This window comes from Enterovibrio paralichthyis (assembly GCF_019209835.1).
Classification (GTDB): domain Bacteria; phylum Pseudomonadota; class Gammaproteobacteria; order Enterobacterales; family Vibrionaceae; genus Enterovibrio; species Enterovibrio paralichthyis.
In genome coordinates, this window is sequence record NZ_JAHUTS010000015.1 from 56,818 (window position 1) to 72,689 (window position 15,872).

Consider the following 15,872-nt stretch of genomic DNA (forward strand, 5'->3'; position numbering starts at 1 on the left):
TTCAAATCTGGTTTGGCTTACTTGCGACGCCAGGTTGTACCCTGAGCACCATCTTCCAGCACAATACCCATCGCGGTCAGTGCATCACGCGCGGCGTCAGCGGCTGCCCAGTCTTTGCTTGCACGGGCATCGTTACGTGCTTTGATCAGGGCTTCGATTTGCGCCACTTCGTCATCGCCGCCTTCCGAGTTGCCTTGCAGGAAGGATTCAGGATCTTGCTCCAGCAGACCCAGCACTTCAGCCAGTTCACGCATACGGGCACCCAGCTTAGACGCAGCTTCTACGTCTTCCGCTTTCAGGCGGTTGATCTCGCGCGCCATATCAAACAGTACAGAGTAAGCTTCTGGGGTGTTGAAATCGTCATCCATCGCCACTTTAAAGCGCTCAACAAACTCTTCACCGCCCTCTGCGGCTACAGAGGTATCAAGACCACGCAGCGACGTGTACAGACGCTCCATAGACGCGCGTGCCTGTTTCAGGTTTTCTTCGCTGTAGTTCAGCTGGCTGCGGTAGTGACCGGACATCAGGAAGTAACGCACGGTTTCTGCATCGTAGTGAGCAAGTACGTCACGGATGGTAAAGAAGTTACCCAGTGACTTGGACATCTTCTCGCGGTCAACCATTACCATGCCGCTGTGCATCCAGGTGTTTACGTACTGGGTGTCGTGTGCGCAGCAAGATTGTGCGATTTCGTTTTCATGGTGCGGGAACGTCAGGTCTGAACCGCCACCGTGAATATCAAAGTGGTTACCCAGAATTGCTGAGTTCATTGCAGAACATTCAATGTGCCAGCCAGGACGGCCTGGGCCCCATGGTGATTCCCACGTTGGCTCACCCGGTTTGGACATTTTCCACAGCACGAAGTCCAGTGGGCTTTTCTTCGCTTCTTCGATATCAACACGGGCACCGGCCTGCAGTTGATCCAGATCTTGACGCGACAGTTTGCCGTATTCGCTGAACCTCGCCACTTCAAACAGAACGTCGCCGTTAGAAGCTACGTAAGCGAAACCGCGTTCAATCAGGCGTTCCACCAGCGCGATGATTTCTGCAATAAACTGCGTCGCACGTGGCTCAACGTCCGGACGCTTCATGTTCAGCGCGTCGAAGTCTGCATACATCTCGCCGATCAGGCGCTCAGTCAGTGAATCACAGCTTTCGCCGTTTTCTGCTGCACGTTTGATGATCTTGTCATCGATGTCGGTGATGTTACGTACGAACGTTAGGTCGTAACCTAGAAAACGCAGGTAGCGCGAAACCACATCGAATGAAACGAAGGTACGGCCGTGGCCGATGTGACACAAATCGTAAATGGTAACCCCACACACATACATGCCAACCTTGCCAGGATGAATAGGTTTGAATTCTTCTTTTTGCTTGGTGAGGGAGTTATAAATCTTCAACATGGTAGTCGGGTTACCCATTACTATTATTAACTAAATATAAGGACGCTATATTACACCTTTTCCGCCGAAGTAAGGCAAGGTTATACAAAGCAGCTTGCACGATTCGCACAGCTTTTCGGCATTGCTTTAATTTTCTGGTAGTTTGGGTATAGAATCTTTCGTTTAAAGACAAACAGCCTTATTAGGAACACATCATGGTTACGCTTCATACCAATTTTGGTGACATCAAAATCCAACTTAACACTGAAAAAGCGCCGGTAACTGCAGAAAACTTCCTGCAATACTGCCGCGACGGTTTCTACAACGGCACCCTGTTCCACCGTGTCATCGACGGTTTCATGATCCAAGGCGGCGGCATGGCTTCTGGCATGCAGGAAAAAGACACCCGTGCGCCAATCAAAAACGAAGCAAACAATGGCCTGAGCAACAAAATAGGTACCATTGCGATGGCACGTACCAATGAGCCTCACTCAGCAAGTTCACAATTCTTCATCAACGTGAACAACAACACTTTCCTGGACTTCAAATCAGAAACACCAAGCGGTTGGGGCTACTGTGTGTTCGGCGAAGTCGTTGAAGGCATGGACGTGGTTAACAAGATCAAAGACGTAGCGACCGGTAACTGGGGTTACGTTCACCAAGACGTTCCTGTTGAAGAAGTGATCATCAACAGCGTAACTATCGAAGAGTAAGACACTGAGGGGCAACTGCATCAGCGGTTGCCCTCTTTTCTATGACAGTATTATTTATTTCAGATCTCCACCTCAGCCCTTCCCATCCTGAAATTACTGCCTGTTTTCTTCGTTTCCTTAAAGAGGATGCGACCAAAGCAAGCGCACTGTATGTTTTGGGGGATCTTTTTGAATCCTGGATCGGCGATGATGACACCACCCCGCTGCACACTACCGTTTCAAACGCCTTTAAAACCCTGAGCGATACTGGTGTTGCCCTTTACTTTATTCACGGCAACCGGGATTTTTTGGTGGGTAAAAAGTTTGCCGATGCATCCGGCATGACTATTTTGCCGCAGCACTCTGTCATCGATCTGTTCGGCAAACCGACCCTTATTATGCATGGCGACACGCTTTGCATTCAGGATCAGGCTTACCAGCGTTACCGCAAAAAAGTGCACAACCCGCTTATTCAGTGGTTATTTTTTCGCTTACCTTTATCTGTCCGTCGCCGTATTGGCGAAAAGCTGCGAGCTGGAAGTGCCAAAAGCAACCAGCAAAAGTCGTATGAAATCATGGACGTCGATCAGGATGAAGTGAAACGTGTGATGCAGGAATGCAATGTTACGCAACTTGTTCATGGGCATACACACAGACCTGCGATCCACGACATTTCGCTTGGCACTGATCTCGCGCAACGAATCGTTTTGGGTGACTGGTACACTCAGGGCTCTGTCTTGGTCTGCACTGAACAAGGCTGCCAACTGCAAACGCGACAATTTTAAATACCTTTCTCTCTGCCTTCATTCATCTAAAGCTCAGTAAGATGAGAAAAGTATGAAGAATGATGTTATTTTATAGCGCGAAATATCAGTCTTTAATGGCACTCTCATTATTGAGACAAAATATACACTTAATATCGTCACTTCTGAAAAGGCTCTGTTGACATCATGCGCTCCAACATCGCAAGACAAGCAATCTACAACGCAGAGCAGCAAATCATTGCTTATGAGTTGCTGTTTCGCGATGGGCAATGCGATGTGTTTCCCTGTGTCCCTTCTGAGTGGGCGACACAAAGCGTCCTGAATGATGTTTACACCAACCGTCAGGACTCCGCAGAGCAAATCTCCGGCGGGCTCCCCTGTTTTGTGAATTTTTCGCACCAAAGCCTGATTGACGGTATTGCGTTTCAATACCCGGCACAAGATCTGATTATTGAAGTGTTGGAAGACTGCAGCGCAGATACCGCACTTTATCAAGCACTGTTACTGCACAAGTCCCGGGGCTATAAAATTGCACTGGATGACTTTATCCCAACCAGCGAATGGCTTCCTTTCCTTGATTTGGTCGACATTGTCAAAATTGATTTCCGTGCTCAGACACTCGAGCAAATTGCACGCTTTGTCGGCAAGTTCCGCCCTAAATTCCACTTTGAACTTTTGGCGGAAAAAATCGAAACGGAAGAGGAATACCGCATTGCGAAAGCCTTGGGGTTTGATTTCTTCCAAGGCTATCAACTAAGCAAACCCGAGCGGGTTTTTGTTCCTAACGTTGCTTAACCGCTGAATGCTGAGAACAACAAGCGCGGGCAGTTTACTACCCGCGCTTTTTGTTGGCTTGATGTTGCGCCACTTAGATGGCGTTCTTTATTGCTTTCTCCAGCGTGCTGATTGCCTGGTCGATGTGCTTGGATTCCAGGATCAGTGGCGGCGACATGGCAATGATATCGCCAGATGCCCGCACCAGAACACCGTCATAGAAACTGCGGGTGAAGATATCATAACCGCGTTTGCCCGCTCCCTGACTGGCGGGTGCTAGCTGGATGCCGGCAATTAAACCTGTATTGCGCACGTCAATCACGTTAGGCAGGCTGGCCAACGAATGCACCGCATCTTCCCACTCCGTTTCTATTTCACGTGCATGTTCAAACAGCTTTTCATCGCGGTAAATATCCAAGGTAGCCAGGGCAGCGGCGGCGGCCACCGGGTGACCGGAATAGGTGTAACCATGGAACAATTCAATGGTTTCTTCCGGCGCCGCATTCATACAGGCGTCGTAGATTTTCTCGCTTACCATCACCGCCCCCATAGGGATTGCGCCGTTGGTGAGCGCTTTAGCGGTAGTGATAATGTCAGGCGTGACCTCCCAGCGCTGTGCGGCAAATGCATCTCCTACACGGCCGAATCCGGTGATCACCTCATCGAAGATCAGCAAAATATCGTGTTTGGCCGTGATTTCACGCAGGCGTTTTAAATAGCCCACAGGTGGCAGGATCACACCACCGGAGCCCGACATCGGCTCAACAATCACTGCGGCTATATTTTCCGCGCCATGCAGAGCGATCAATTGCTCCAGCACTTCGGCGCGTTCAATGCCGTACTCAGGCAGCCCGCGGGAGAATGCATTGCGCTCAATGTCCAGCGTGTGGGGAAGATGGTCGACCCCCGGCAGCAACTGGCTGCTGTAAGCTTTGCGGTTGTTCACCATGCCACCGACAGAAATGCCGCCAAAGCCGGTGCCATGATATCCCTGTTCACGGCCAATCAGCATTGTACGGTTAGCGTGGCCGCGTGCACGTTGGTAAGCCAGCGCAATCTTCAGCGCAGTATCGGCAGATTCCGAGCCTGAGTTGGTAAAGAAAACGCGGTTCAGATCCGCTGGCGTCAACTCTGCCAAGCGCTCAGCCAGCTCAAACGGTAGCGGGTGCCCCATCTGGAACGTTGGCGCATAGTCCAGCTCTTTGATTTGTCGGCTGACTGCTTCAGAAATCTGGGTACGGCTGTGTCCGGCGTTACAACACCAAAGTCCGGCGGTGGCATCCAGTACCGCATTTCCTTCAACATCGGTGTAATACATTCCTTCTGCCTTGGTGAGCAGCCGGGGTGTGGATTTGTACTGCCGGTTTGCGGTGAAAGGCATCCAGAAATTGTCCAGACGTGCTCCCTCACTGTGTGGTTTATTCACTGCCATTGTCGGGTGTCCTTACGCGCTGTCGTTGTTGTTAATGACTTGTTGCCTAGCGGCCAATATTTGCAATACTATGTCAAATATAACGAACAGTAAACGCCATTTGTTCAATATCTAAATAGTAAATGGCACTGTTTGTAAAATATTTTGAAATGGTGCACAGTGAGCACAATATCGGCACACATTAGGGAAAAAGGGGCTGCTATGTCTGCGAAAAAGTCACGTCAGGACTGGGAAACACTCGCTCAATCGATCGAAATTAAAGGACAGGCATTGATTGGAGGGGAGCTTCGTGATGCCGAATCTGGCGACACCTTTGCCTGTATCAGCCCGGTTGACGGGCGAGTTTTGGCGAATGTTGCCAGCTGCGATCTTGCCGACGCCAACCTAGCCGTAAGTAATGCCCGCGCGATGTTTGAATCCGGCGCATGGGCGCAACTGCCACCGGCTGAGCGCAAGAAAGTCGTTATCCGTTTTGCTGAACTGATTGAAGAAAACGGCGATGAGCTTGCGCTGCTGGAAACGCTGGATATGGGTAAGCCTATCCGTTATTCCAAAGCCGTCGATGTAGCAGGTGCCGCCCGCGCCATTCGCTGGTCAGGCGAAGCGGTCGATAAAATTTACGATGAACTCGCCCCCACGCCGCACAATGAGATTGGTATGGTCACCCGTGAACCCGTCGGCGTTGTGGCGGCTATCGTGCCGTGGAACTTCCCGATGCTGATGGCTTGCTGGAAGCTGGGCCCTGCCCTCGCCGCCGGTAACTCAGTGATCCTGAAACCCTCAGAAAAATCACCGCTTACCGCAATCCGCCTAGGCCAACTGGCGATGGAAGCGGGTATGCCTGCAGGTGTACTGAATGTTCTGCCGGGCTTTGGACACACCGTCGGCAAAGCGCTGGCACTGCACATGGATGTCGATACGCTGGTGTTTACCGGTTCGACCAAAATAGCCAAACAACTGATGATTTACGCCGGTGAGTCCAACATGAAGCGGGTATGGCTAGAGGCCGGTGGCAAGAGCCCGAACATCGTATTTGCCGATGCACCGGATTTGGACGCAGCCGCAGAAGCTGCCACTTCAGCCATCGCCTTCAACCAGGGTGAAGTGTGTACCGCAGGCTCCCGCTTATTGGTCGAAGCCTCTATCAAAGATGCCTTTGTTGAGAAGGTCGCCCTGCAGCTTCAAAACTGGCAACCCGGCCACCCGCTGGATCCTGACACGCAGGTCGGTGCCGTTGTTGACCAACAACAGTTGGACACCGTACTGACATATATTGAAAAAGGCGCACAAGGCGGCGCAACCATGGTGTGTGGTGGCAAGCGTGTGATGACAGAAACTGGCGGTTTATTTGTGGAGCCTACGGTGTTCGATAATGTGAACAACCAGATGCCGATTGCCCGAGAGGAGATATTCGGCCCGGTATTGTCAGTGATCACGTTCAACAGCGCTGAAGAAGCGGTGGCTATTGCCAATGACACCGACTACGGCCTGGCAGCCGCCGTGTGGACATCAAACATCAGTAAAGCGCACAAAACGGCGAAAGCACTGCGCACCGGTATGGTATGGATTAACCACTATGACGGCGGTGACATGACCGCACCGTTTGGCGGCTACAAACAATCCGGCAATGGCCGCGACAAATCCCTCCACGCTTTCGAGAAATATACCGAAGTCAAAGCCACCTGGATTGCGCTCTAACTTGAGCTAACCCTTCGATGAAAACGACAAGACCGGCAGATTTGCCGGTCTTCTCGTTTGGGTATGCGATTACTTTTCTTTCAGCGCTGTGGTGATCACGATTTTCCCTTCCAGCGTTTTGTGTACCGGACACTTATCGGCGATTTCCAGCAGGCGTTGACGCTCATCGTCGGTTAAATCACCAAATAGCTCGATTTCACGAGACATCACCTCCACCTTGGCATTGTCTTCATCGCAATGCTCACAATCCTCACCGTGATGGCGGCTGTGACGCAGCGTCACTTTCACATCATCCAGCGGCAGCTTTTTCCGGTTGGCATACATCCGCAGAGTCATGGAGGTACAGGCACCCAACCCGGCCAAAACATGCTCATAGGGATCCGGCCCCAAATTGTCACCATTGTAATCTACCGGCTCATCAGCAAACCACTGGTGATGGTCAGTCTGGATGGTGCGGGTGAACTGTTTGTTATGCTCGTGCACCAGCACTTCACCACGCTTAACCCCCTCTTCCGCATCACGGATTGGCGCAGCCCGGTCAATGTAGCGGTGTGACCATGCCGCAATCATCTCTGCCACATACTGGGCATCGTCTTTATTGGTAAGAAGGTGGTCAGCCGTATCCAGGGTGACAAAGCTTTTCGGGTGCTTGGCGCGTGTATAGATTTTCTCTGCTTCTTTGATAAGCACAATGTTGTCGATTGGCGAATGCATCACCAACAGCGGCACGCGCAGGTTTTCGATATCGTCATTCTCTTCACGGATATCGTCCAGGAATTGCTTTTTGATGGTAAACGGACGCCCTGCCAGCGTCAGTTCAGCCTCGCCCTCTGCTTCAATAGTTTCAATATGGGCAGAAAACTGTTTCGATACGTGTTCAGCATCAGCCGGCGCACCAATAGTCGCGACCGCAGCAACCTCCGGGATTTGGCGCGCTGCAGAAATCACCGCCCTACCGCCAAGACTGTGCCCAATCAAAAGCAATGGCGCTTCATAGTTGTCACGCAAAAAATCCGCCGCAGCCACCAGATCCTGAACATTGGAAGAGAAATTGGTATTGGCAAAATCACCGTCGCTGTTGCCAAGTCCGGTAAAATCAAAGCGAAAAACCGCGAAGCCGATGTTCACCAAGGCACGGGAAATCCGCGAGGCAGCAGCCACGTCCTTGCCACAGGTAAAGCAGTGTGCAAACAGGGCATACCCCCGGGCGCTGTTTTCAGGCGTTTCCAGCATACCTGCCAATTCATGCCCATTGCTTACAAAGGTGACTTTGCTTCTTTTCGCCGCCATGCCTGACTCCTTATCTTTTCTTCAACCAGAATAGGTCTTAATCGCCAAATCATCCTTCGATATCTGGCACAGACAGGTATAGACCGTATTCACGGACAAAAAATAACAAAACGCCCCACGCGGATGCGTGAGGCGCCCTAATCACTGCAGATGTGAATCTGATCGGTTATTGCAGCACTTCCTTAAGGCGGTGATATGCCATCCCGACGGCTAACAAAGGCGAGCGGAACATTGGTCCGCCGGGGAAGGTCATGTGCTTAACCTTTGCAAACACATCGAAGCGCTCTGCGGTGCCGGAAATGGCTTCGGCGATAACCTTGCCTGCCATGTGGGTGGCGTTTACGCCATGACCCGAGTAAGCCTGCGCATAGAAGATATTGGGGGCATCCGGCAACCGGCCGATTTGTGGCAAACGGTTGGCGCCGATACCAATCATACCGCCCCATTCGAAATCAATGCCGACGCCTTTCAGTTGCGGGAATACACGCTCCAGGTTTGGCAGCAAAGCGCCAGTGATATCTTTCGGATCTTTCCCCGAGTAGGTACAAAGCCCACCGAACAAGAGCCGGTTATCGCCGGAAAGGTGATAGTAATCCAGCGCAATACTGAGATCGGCAAACGCCATATTTTTAGGGATTGTGCTGGCGACCTGCTCATCAGAAAGCGGCTCGGTAGCTATCACATAGCTTCCAGCTGGGAGAACCTTGCCACCGATGTAAGGCTCCAGTTTATGGCCGATATAGGCATTGCCCGCCAACAGCAGAAAGTCGCACTTAACCTGTCCGGTGGCTGTTTTGACCACAGGTTGTTTACCTTTGATGATTTCAACCGCTGCGCTATCTTCGAAAAACTTCACCCCAAGGCTTGCCGCCGCCGAGGCTTCACCGGTTACCAGATTCAGTGGATGCAAATGCCCACTGCCCATATCCAGCATACCGCCGAGATAACGCTCAGAGCCAATGACCTCGCTCAGCTCGTCTTTATTCATCATTCGAAGTTCATGGGGATACCCCTGCGCTTTCAGATCGTCATAATCTTCCTGCATCTCTTTTATATGGGCTGGCTTTAACGCAAGATCGCAATATCCCATTGCCAGATCGCAATCAATTTTAAAAGTTGCAACTCGATCCCTGACGATCTGCACCGCTTCAACCCCCATTTGGCTGATAGCCGCTACCCCTTCTTTACCGATCTGGTTGGTAAACTGCTCAATGCCATGACCGATGCCACGGATAAGCTCTCCGCCATTGCGGCCTGATGCACCCCAGCCAATCTTGTTTGCCTCCAGCACCACCACCGAATAGCCCCGAAGCACCAGCTCAATGGCACTGTTAACGCCGCTGAATCCACCCCCTACAATGCAGACATCCGCCGTGATCGATTCCGTCAGAGCCGGATACCGATGCGGGTATTTTGCCGTTGCGGCGTAGTAAGAATTGGCATGGGGAAGGTTCGAAGCGGTGTGAGCCATTTTTACTTTCCTTGTAAAATATAATTAACAAAGATTACTTCAAACCTCACAATTGAGTGAAGTGAAAATTACACACAACGAGAGCTATGCACGGTGGTTTTTACTGCCGCAGAACAATCCGCCAGACTCCCTATCCTGCCGCACTTCACTTCATACTACTCATGCGGGAACAGGTCGCATCATTCTATCGACATGTGATGAATATTTTTGACATTGTGAAGGTGACATCACAAAAACATTGATAACTTGCCATGTAAAAGTAGGATTGCTTGTTCAAAATCTATTACAGTGTGGTTTTACGCCATTCAAAAAAGGAGAGCGTGACATTGGATATTGGTGCAAACCTCAAGGCGGTCAGAAAAAATCGTGGCTTATCACAACGAGAACTCGCCAAACGTGCGGGTGTGACAAACAGTACGATCTCGATGATTGAGAAAAACAGCGTTAGCCCATCCGTCAGCTCTCTGAAAAAAGTCCTTTCCGGTATTCCCATGTCACTGGTTGAATTCTTTGCCGCTGATGTTGGCCAGAATGACACTATTCCCGTGGTCTATCGCCAACAGGATTTGCTGGAAATCGGCGACGACAAGGTCTCAATGAAACTGATTGGTAAAGAGTTTCCAAGCCGAGCAATTTCAGTGCTTTCGGAAACCTACCCGCCAGGTGCCCATTCCGGTGAAGAAATGCTGCAGCATGAAGGCGAAGAAGCCGGACTGGTGATTGAAGGCAAACTGGAACTGACTGTCGGTGAGGACATCTTCGTTCTGGAAACCGGTGACAGTTACTACTTCGACAGCAACCGGCCTCACCGTTTCAACAACCCGTTTGAAACCACCTGCCGCCTGTTCAGCGCAACCACGCCAGCCAACTTCTAAAAAAACGCCCGGATGACCGCCGGGCGTTTTTTCTTTCTAGATACCGAATTTATCCCGCACTGAGTAATACCAAGCGCCTAGCGCTGAAAACGGAATACTCATCAGGTGTCCACCAGGAAATGGCAGATGCGGCAGGCTGGCAAAGGCATCAAAACGCTCCGCTTGCCCCTTCAACACTTCCGACATCAACTTGCCCGCCAGATGCGTATAAGTCACGCCGTGACCACTGCAGCCCTGGGAGTAATAGATATTGCTGCCGATACGGCCAACCTGTGGCAGACGTGACAGGGTAAGCAGGAAATTGCCCGTCCAGCGGTAATCAATCTTCACGTTTGCCAGCTGTGGGAAGGTTTTCAGCATTTTCGGGCGAATTATCGCGTCGATATCTGCCGGATCGCGGGCGCCATAGACAACACCGCCGCCATAGATAAGCCGCTTGTCACCGGAGAGGCGGTAATAATCCAGCAGGTAGTTACAGTCCTCAACGCAGTAGTCCTGTGGCAGCAAACTGGCCGCTAACTCTTCGCTCAACGGCTCCGTCGTGATCACCTGTGTGCCGCAGGGCATGGACTTGGCGCGAAGTTCCGGTACCAGTCCACCAAGATAAGCATTTCCCGCCACAATCACAAAGTTTGCCGTGACAGATCCCTGTTCAGTGATCACTTTGGCGGGTTCTCCCCGCGCAATGTTCACCACCGCAGACTGTTCATAGATTTTGCCACCCAGGCTTTCGACCACCGCCGCTTCACCCAATGCCAGGTTCAGTGGGTGGATATGCCCACCGGACATATCCAACAGCCCGCCGACATAGCGCTCCGTCGCCACCGCCTTCTGGATGTCCTTGGCATCCAGCAGTTCGAGATGCTCGTTGCCATACTTCTCCCACAGTGCCTTTTGGTGCTCAAGCTCCTGCATCTGTTTTTTGTTAAGGGCTGCGAAAATCCCGCCATCTTTTAGATCGCATTCAATGCCGTATTTTTTCACCCGTTCACGGATGATTTTGCCGCCTTCAAATGCCATCTCGCCAAACAGGGCAACTTTCTGCTTGCCGACCGTTTTCTCAATGACATCAATATCGCGGCTGAAACTGTTGACGATTTGGCCGCCATTGCGGCCTGACGCGCCCCAACCCACCTTCGCCGCTTCCAACACGACGACGTTGAATCCGGCTTCCAGCAAATGCAGCGCTGACGAAAGGCCGGTATACCCGGCGCCCACGATACAAACATCCGCCGTGATGTCTTCCTTCAACACCTCGCGCATCGGCGACGGATTGGCCGAAGCGGCATAATAGGAAGGCGCATGAGCCTGACTTGCCGTTTGGGTGCGTTGTTGCATTGGGATAGTACCTGCTTCCTGCATGATGGCATTCCTACTGTTGTTCAATTTCTTGATTGAGGCGTTTTATTTCATCCAGTGATTTCTGCTCAGCGCGTCGTGCGATGTACCACGACAGGAACGCAAACAGAGAGACAACCACGATGATAATGGTCGCCAGCGCGTTGATTTTTGGCGATACCCCCAAACGCACCGATGAAAAGACCACCATCGGTAAGGTGGTTGAGCCGGGGCCAGAGACAAAGCTGGCAATCACCAAATCATCCAGCGACAGGCTGAAGCTGAGTAACCAGCCAGCCACCAGCGCCGGCGCAATCATGGGCACGGTGATCACAAAGAACACTTTAAACGGTGTCGCGCCTAAATCCATTCCGGCTTCTTCAATGGAAAAATCCAGTTCGCGCAGGCGCGATGACACCACGACAGCGACGTATGCGGCACAGAAGGTTGAGTGGGCGATCCACACTGTGGTCATCCCCCGCTCTGCCGGCCAGCCGAACAGTTCTCCCATCTGCACAAACAGCAGCAACAGGGACAGACCGATGATCACGTCTGGCATAACCAGCGGCGCGGTGATCATATTTGACAGTGTCAGGCGTCCCCACGATCGGCGGAAACGGGTCATCACAAATGCGGCGAGTGTGCCGATGATGACGGCCATGGTGGAACTGAAAAAAGCGATACGCAAACTGGTCCAGACCGCTTCCAGGATTTGCTCATCCTTAAACAGCTCGCCATACCATTTGGGTGAGAATCCACCCCACACCGTGACCAGTTTGGACGCATTGAACGAGTAGATGATCAGGATCAGCATGGGCAGGTAGAGGAACAACAAGCCTACCCAAAGCATGACCGTCGAAAATTGCCAGCGTTTCATCGGTCAGCCTCCATATCCTTGGATTGATAATGGTGGAACAAGGTGATTGGAATGATGAGCAACAGCAGCATCACAATCGCCAGTGCTGACGCTACCGGCCAATCACGGTTGTTGAAGAATTCTTGCCACAGCACCTTACCTATCATCAGGGTTTCCGGGCCGCCGAGCAGCTCAGGAATCACCACTTCGCCCACCACAGGGATAAACACCAACATGGAACCAGCAATAATCCCGCCTTTGGACAGCGGCAGTGTGACTTTCCAGAAGGTGTTGAAGTTACGTGAGCCCAGATCCGCGGCTGCTTCCAGCAAGCTGCCGTCGAGTTTCACCAGATTGGCGTAAAGGGGCAGCACCATAAACGGCAGGTAGGTGTAGACAATGCCGATATACACCGCGATGTTGGTATTGAGGATTTGAATCGGCTCCGAGATCACGCCAAGCCACATCAAAGCGTTGTTAATAATCCCGGTATTACTGAGCAACCCCATCCAGGCGTAAACACGGATCAGGAACGACGTCCAGGACGGCAACATGATCAGCAGCAGCAACACGGTCTGGTTTTTTGCAGGCGCACGGGCAATGGCATAGGCCATGGGATAGCCCAGAAACAGGCAACCCAATGTGGAAATGAAGGCTATCTTCAGCGAGCTGAGGTAGGCCATGTAATACAGGTTGTCATCCAGAATCCGCAGGTAGTTTTCCAGATTCAGGGTGATTTCTATGACTTCATCCACGTAGGCCACCACGGCCTCATAAGGTGGGATAGCCAGCGCAGCCATAGAGAAGCTGATTTTAAAAACGATCAGAAACGGGATAGCAAAAAAGAGCAGCAGCCAGAGATACGGGATCCCCATAGTAATGTGCCGCCCTTTGGGAAATAACATCCGCGTTTTATGGGGTGTTTTTTTGGCCGGTTCACTTTTTACCGGCGAGTTGGATACGGCTGTCATACGCGCAATACCACGCCACCGGTGGCCTCCCAGCTGATATACACTTCATCATCCCAGGTTGGACGATCCTGACGGCGGGAAATATTTGCCATGCTGCACATCACGACTTTATTGCTGGGCAGCTTCACGTAGTAAACGGACGTACCGCCTAGGTAGGCAATGTCATACACCGAGCCTTTTGACCAGTTGTACTCCCCTTCCGGCTTTTCCCGGCTGATAATCGCTTTTTCCGGGCGCAATGCGAGCCAGACTTTCCTGTCTTCCACATTGGTCGCCACACCGTGGCCGACATAAATCTGTTGCGCAGTATCACGCGATTCAATGACACAGTGGTCGGTTTCATCCACCACAATTTCGCCTTCGAACAGGTTCACCGAGCCGATAAATTCGGCAATCATCCGGCTGTTCGGGCTTTCATAAATGTCGGTTGGGGTGCCTATCTGGGCAATCCAGCCTTCATGCATAATGGCGATGCGCCCAGCCATGGTCATGGCTTCTTCCTGATCGTGGGTGACCATTACACAGGTCACGCCGACGCGCTCAAGGATATCGACCACTTCCAGCTGCATCTGGTTACGCAGTTTCTTGTCCAGCGCGCCCATAGGTTCATCAAGAAGCAGGAGTTTGGGGCGTTTTGCCAATGAACGTGCAAGGGCGACACGCTGACGCTGACCACCGGAGAGCTGATGCGGCTTTCGCTTGGCGTATTGCTCCATGTGTACCAGCTTGAGCATCTCTTTGACGCGATCCTGAATCTCGGCTTTTTTCAGTCTGTCCTGCTTCAAACCAAACGCTATATTCTGCTCAACGGTCATGTGCGGGAATAGCGCGTAGGACTGGAACATCATATTGATGGGCCTGTCATAGGGCGCCATGTCGGTGATGTCTTCACCATCGAGGTAAATCCTGCCGCTGGAAGGTTTTTCAAACCCTGCCAGAATGCGCAAAAGCGTCGATTTACCTGAGCCCGAACCGCCAAGCAGGGAGAATATCTCGCCCTTTTCAATGGTCAGGGACACATCATCGACAGCGCGAACATCACCAAACAGTTTGCTGATGCGGTCGATTTTCAACAGGTCGGGCTTTTTCACCCCACTGTTGCCATTTCCATTGGGTTTGCTGGTAACCATCTGATCCTCCCTGTGACTCCCAGACATAGAACATTCAAAATGGGAGCTGATTAATCAGCTCCCGATTCTGGTGTTACTGGCCGGTTTTCATCCGTGTCCAAAGACGGTTTTTCACCCGGCTGATTTTCAGCGGCATCACTTCGGACACAAACAGTTTGTCCATCACTTCCGGTGTCGGATAAATGGCAGGATTGTTCAGCACTTCCTGATCAATCAGTGCATTGGAAGCAGGATTGGGGTTTGCGTAGGCCACGTAGTCTGTGATTGGCGCAACCACTTCAGGACGCAGGATATAGTTCATAAAGATGTGTGCGTTTTTGGCATTTTTCGCATCAGCCGGAATCGCCATCATATCGAACCAGATGTTGGCACCTTCGCTAGGGATCGCGTAGTCAATCACCTGCCCATTGTCGGCTTCTTCTGCACGATAAGCCGCCTGGAACACATCACCTGAGAAGCCAAAGGCCAGACAAATATCGCCGTTGGCTAAGTCAGTGATATAGCGCGATGAATGGAAGTAGGTAATATAAGGGCGGATTTTCGCCAATGCTTCTGCCGCTTTTTCGTAGTCTTTTTTGTCGGTGGAATTGGGGTTAAGACCCAGGTATTGCAGCACCTGTGGCAGCACTTCATCCGCAGAATCCAGCATGGCGACTCCGCACTCCTGCAGTCTGGAGACATACTTGGGATCCATCAGCAAATCGAGCTTGTTCTCTGGCATGTCATCCCCAAGGATGGCGTTCACTTTTTCCACGTTATAGCCAATGCCGTTGGTACCCCACATATACGGGATAGCATACTGGTTACCCGGATCTGCCATTTCCAGTCGCTTCATCAGTTTCGGATCAAGGTTGCCCATGTTGGTCAGCAAACTTTTATCCAGCGGCTGGAACGCACCGGCTTTGATCTGCTTGGCGAGGAAATTGTTTGAAGGAACAACCAGATCGTAACCTGAGTTTCCTGAGAGGAGTTTCGCTTCCAGCACATCGTTACTGTCGTAAACGTCGTACGTCACTTTGATACCGGTTTCTTTCTCGAAGTTTTCAATCGTGTCTTCCGCGATGTAATCACTCCAGTTGTAGATGCGCAGAATTTCTTCAGCGTGTAGCCCGGTGGAAACCATCAGCCCCGCCATCACAATGGCGGTCACTTTTTTACGGATAACCATCTTCATGTTTTCTCCTTTTGGCTCAGTCCCT

The 15,872-nt window shown here is 51.5% G+C and carries 14 protein-coding genes; 5 read left to right on the plus strand and 9 right to left on the minus strand.

Annotated features, from left to right (window positions below):
* Positions 1 to 17 precede the first annotated feature (17 nt).
* Positions 18 to 1,403, minus strand: coding sequence for a cysteine--tRNA ligase (gene cysS / locus KU854_RS16615; protein WP_218359553.1), 1,386 nt, complete (start codon positions 1,401 to 1,403; stop codon positions 18 to 20).
* A 194-nt stretch (positions 1,404 to 1,597) separates the two neighbouring features.
* On the opposite strand from cysS, the gene KU854_RS16620 reads away from it, so the two are divergent.
* The 3 genes from KU854_RS16620 (at position 1,598) to KU854_RS16630 (ending at position 3,633) form a co-directional block, all read left to right on the plus strand.
* Positions 1,598 to 2,095: a peptidylprolyl isomerase gene (locus KU854_RS16620; protein WP_054778809.1), complete on the plus strand. Its 498-nt coding sequence runs from the start codon at positions 1,598 to 1,600 to the stop codon at positions 2,093 to 2,095.
* A gap of 41 nt (positions 2,096 to 2,136) precedes the next feature.
* A complete protein-coding gene (gene lpxH / locus KU854_RS16625; RefSeq protein ID WP_218359554.1) occupies positions 2,137 to 2,859 on the plus strand; it encodes a UDP-2,3-diacylglucosamine diphosphatase in 723 nt (240 codons plus the stop codon).
* Positions 2,860 to 3,024: 165 nt separating this feature from the next.
* A complete protein-coding gene (locus KU854_RS16630; RefSeq protein WP_218359555.1) occupies positions 3,025 to 3,633 on the plus strand; it encodes an EAL and HDOD domain-containing protein in 609 nt (202 codons plus the stop codon).
* Between the two features lie 73 nt (positions 3,634 to 3,706).
* Here KU854_RS16630 and aptA read toward each other — a convergent pair whose 3' ends face one another.
* Entirely contained in the window at positions 3,707 to 5,044 is a 1,338-nt protein-coding gene (gene aptA / locus KU854_RS16635) for an omega-aminotransferase AptA (protein ID WP_218359556.1), read from the minus strand.
* A gap of 201 nt (positions 5,045 to 5,245) precedes the next feature.
* Here aptA and KU854_RS16640 point away from each other — a divergent pair, with 201 nt between their 5' ends.
* Positions 5,246 to 6,742: an aldehyde dehydrogenase gene (locus KU854_RS16640; protein ID WP_218359557.1), complete on the plus strand. Its 1,497-nt coding sequence runs from the start codon at positions 5,246 to 5,248 to the stop codon at positions 6,740 to 6,742.
* A 69-nt stretch (positions 6,743 to 6,811) separates the two neighbouring features.
* On the opposite strand, the gene KU854_RS16645 is transcribed toward KU854_RS16640, so the two are convergent.
* Positions 6,812 to 8,032, minus strand: a complete 1,221-nt coding sequence (locus tag KU854_RS16645; RefSeq protein WP_218359558.1) for a bifunctional alpha/beta hydrolase/OsmC family protein — start codon at positions 8,030 to 8,032, stop codon at positions 6,812 to 6,814.
* A 166-nt stretch (positions 8,033 to 8,198) separates the two neighbouring features.
* Positions 8,199 to 9,503, minus strand: coding sequence for an NAD(P)/FAD-dependent oxidoreductase (locus KU854_RS16650; protein ID WP_218359559.1), 1,305 nt, complete (start codon positions 9,501 to 9,503; stop codon positions 8,199 to 8,201).
* Positions 9,504 to 9,829: 326 nt separating this feature from the next.
* On the opposite strand from KU854_RS16650, the gene KU854_RS16655 reads away from it, so the two are divergent.
* Positions 9,830 to 10,378 (plus strand): cupin domain-containing protein, encoded by a 549-nt coding sequence (locus tag KU854_RS16655; protein WP_218359607.1) that lies wholly within the window; start codon positions 9,830 to 9,832, stop codon positions 10,376 to 10,378.
* A gap of 36 nt (positions 10,379 to 10,414) precedes the next feature.
* On the opposite strand, the gene KU854_RS16660 is transcribed toward KU854_RS16655, so the two are convergent.
* The 5 genes from KU854_RS16660 to KU854_RS16680 all read right to left on the minus strand — a co-directional run bounded on the left by KU854_RS16660 (position 10,415) and on the right by KU854_RS16680 (position 15,847).
* Positions 10,415 to 11,740 (minus strand): NAD(P)/FAD-dependent oxidoreductase, encoded by a 1,326-nt coding sequence (locus tag KU854_RS16660; RefSeq protein WP_218359560.1) that lies wholly within the window; start codon positions 11,738 to 11,740, stop codon positions 10,415 to 10,417.
* Positions 11,741 to 11,750: 10 nt separating this feature from the next.
* Positions 11,751 to 12,593, minus strand: coding sequence for an ABC transporter permease subunit (locus KU854_RS16665; RefSeq protein ID WP_218359561.1), 843 nt, complete (start codon positions 12,591 to 12,593; stop codon positions 11,751 to 11,753).
* A complete protein-coding gene (locus KU854_RS16670; RefSeq protein ID WP_255555612.1) occupies positions 12,590 to 13,543 on the minus strand; it encodes an ABC transporter permease subunit in 954 nt (317 codons plus the stop codon). Before KU854_RS16670 ends, KU854_RS16665 begins: the two co-directional genes overlap by 4 nt.
* Entirely contained in the window at positions 13,540 to 14,673 is a 1,134-nt protein-coding gene (gene potA / locus KU854_RS16675) for a polyamine ABC transporter ATP-binding protein (protein ID WP_218359562.1), read from the minus strand. Before potA ends, KU854_RS16670 begins: the two co-directional genes overlap by 4 nt.
* A 73-nt stretch (positions 14,674 to 14,746) precedes the next feature.
* Positions 14,747 to 15,847, minus strand: a complete 1,101-nt coding sequence (locus KU854_RS16680; protein ID WP_054778804.1) for a polyamine ABC transporter substrate-binding protein — start codon at positions 15,845 to 15,847, stop codon at positions 14,747 to 14,749.
* Positions 15,848 to 15,872: the final 25 nt, after the last annotated feature.

What these genes read in the sequence shown, in the direction of transcription:
- KU854_RS16640 (WP_218359557.1), top strand. Translation starts at nt 5,246, where the DNA reads ATGTCTGCGAAAAAGTCACGTCAGGACTGGGAAACACTCGCTCAATCG.
- cysS (WP_218359553.1), bottom strand. Translation starts at nt 1,403, where the DNA reads ATGTTGAAGATTTATAACTCCCTCACCAAGCAAAAAGAAGAATTCAAA.
- KU854_RS16645 (WP_218359558.1), bottom strand. Translation starts at nt 8,032, where the DNA reads ATGGCGGCGAAAAGAAGCAAAGTCACCTTTGTAAGCAATGGGCATGAA.
- lpxH (WP_218359554.1), top strand. Translation starts at nt 2,137, where the DNA reads ATGACAGTATTATTTATTTCAGATCTCCACCTCAGCCCTTCCCATCCT.
- aptA (WP_218359556.1), bottom strand. Translation starts at nt 5,044, where the DNA reads ATGGCAGTGAATAAACCACACAGTGAGGGAGCACGTCTGGACAATTTC.
- KU854_RS16680 (WP_054778804.1), bottom strand. Translation starts at nt 15,847, where the DNA reads ATGAAGATGGTTATCCGTAAAAAAGTGACCGCCATTGTGATGGCGGGG.
- KU854_RS16620 (WP_054778809.1), top strand. Translation starts at nt 1,598, where the DNA reads ATGGTTACGCTTCATACCAATTTTGGTGACATCAAAATCCAACTTAAC.
- potA (WP_218359562.1), bottom strand. Translation starts at nt 14,673, where the DNA reads ATGGTTACCAGCAAACCCAATGGAAATGGCAACAGTGGGGTGAAAAAG.
- KU854_RS16665 (WP_218359561.1), bottom strand. Translation starts at nt 12,593, where the DNA reads ATGAAACGCTGGCAATTTTCGACGGTCATGCTTTGGGTAGGCTTGTTG.
- KU854_RS16650 (WP_218359559.1), bottom strand. Translation starts at nt 9,503, where the DNA reads ATGGCTCACACCGCTTCGAACCTTCCCCATGCCAATTCTTACTACGCC.
- KU854_RS16670 (WP_255555612.1), bottom strand. Translation starts at nt 13,543, where the DNA reads ATGACAGCCGTATCCAACTCGCCGGTAAAAAGTGAACCGGCCAAAAAA.
- KU854_RS16660 (WP_218359560.1), bottom strand. Translation starts at nt 11,740, where the DNA reads ATGCAGGAAGCAGGTACTATCCCAATGCAACAACGCACCCAAACGGCA.
- KU854_RS16630 (WP_218359555.1), top strand. Translation starts at nt 3,025, where the DNA reads ATGCGCTCCAACATCGCAAGACAAGCAATCTACAACGCAGAGCAGCAA.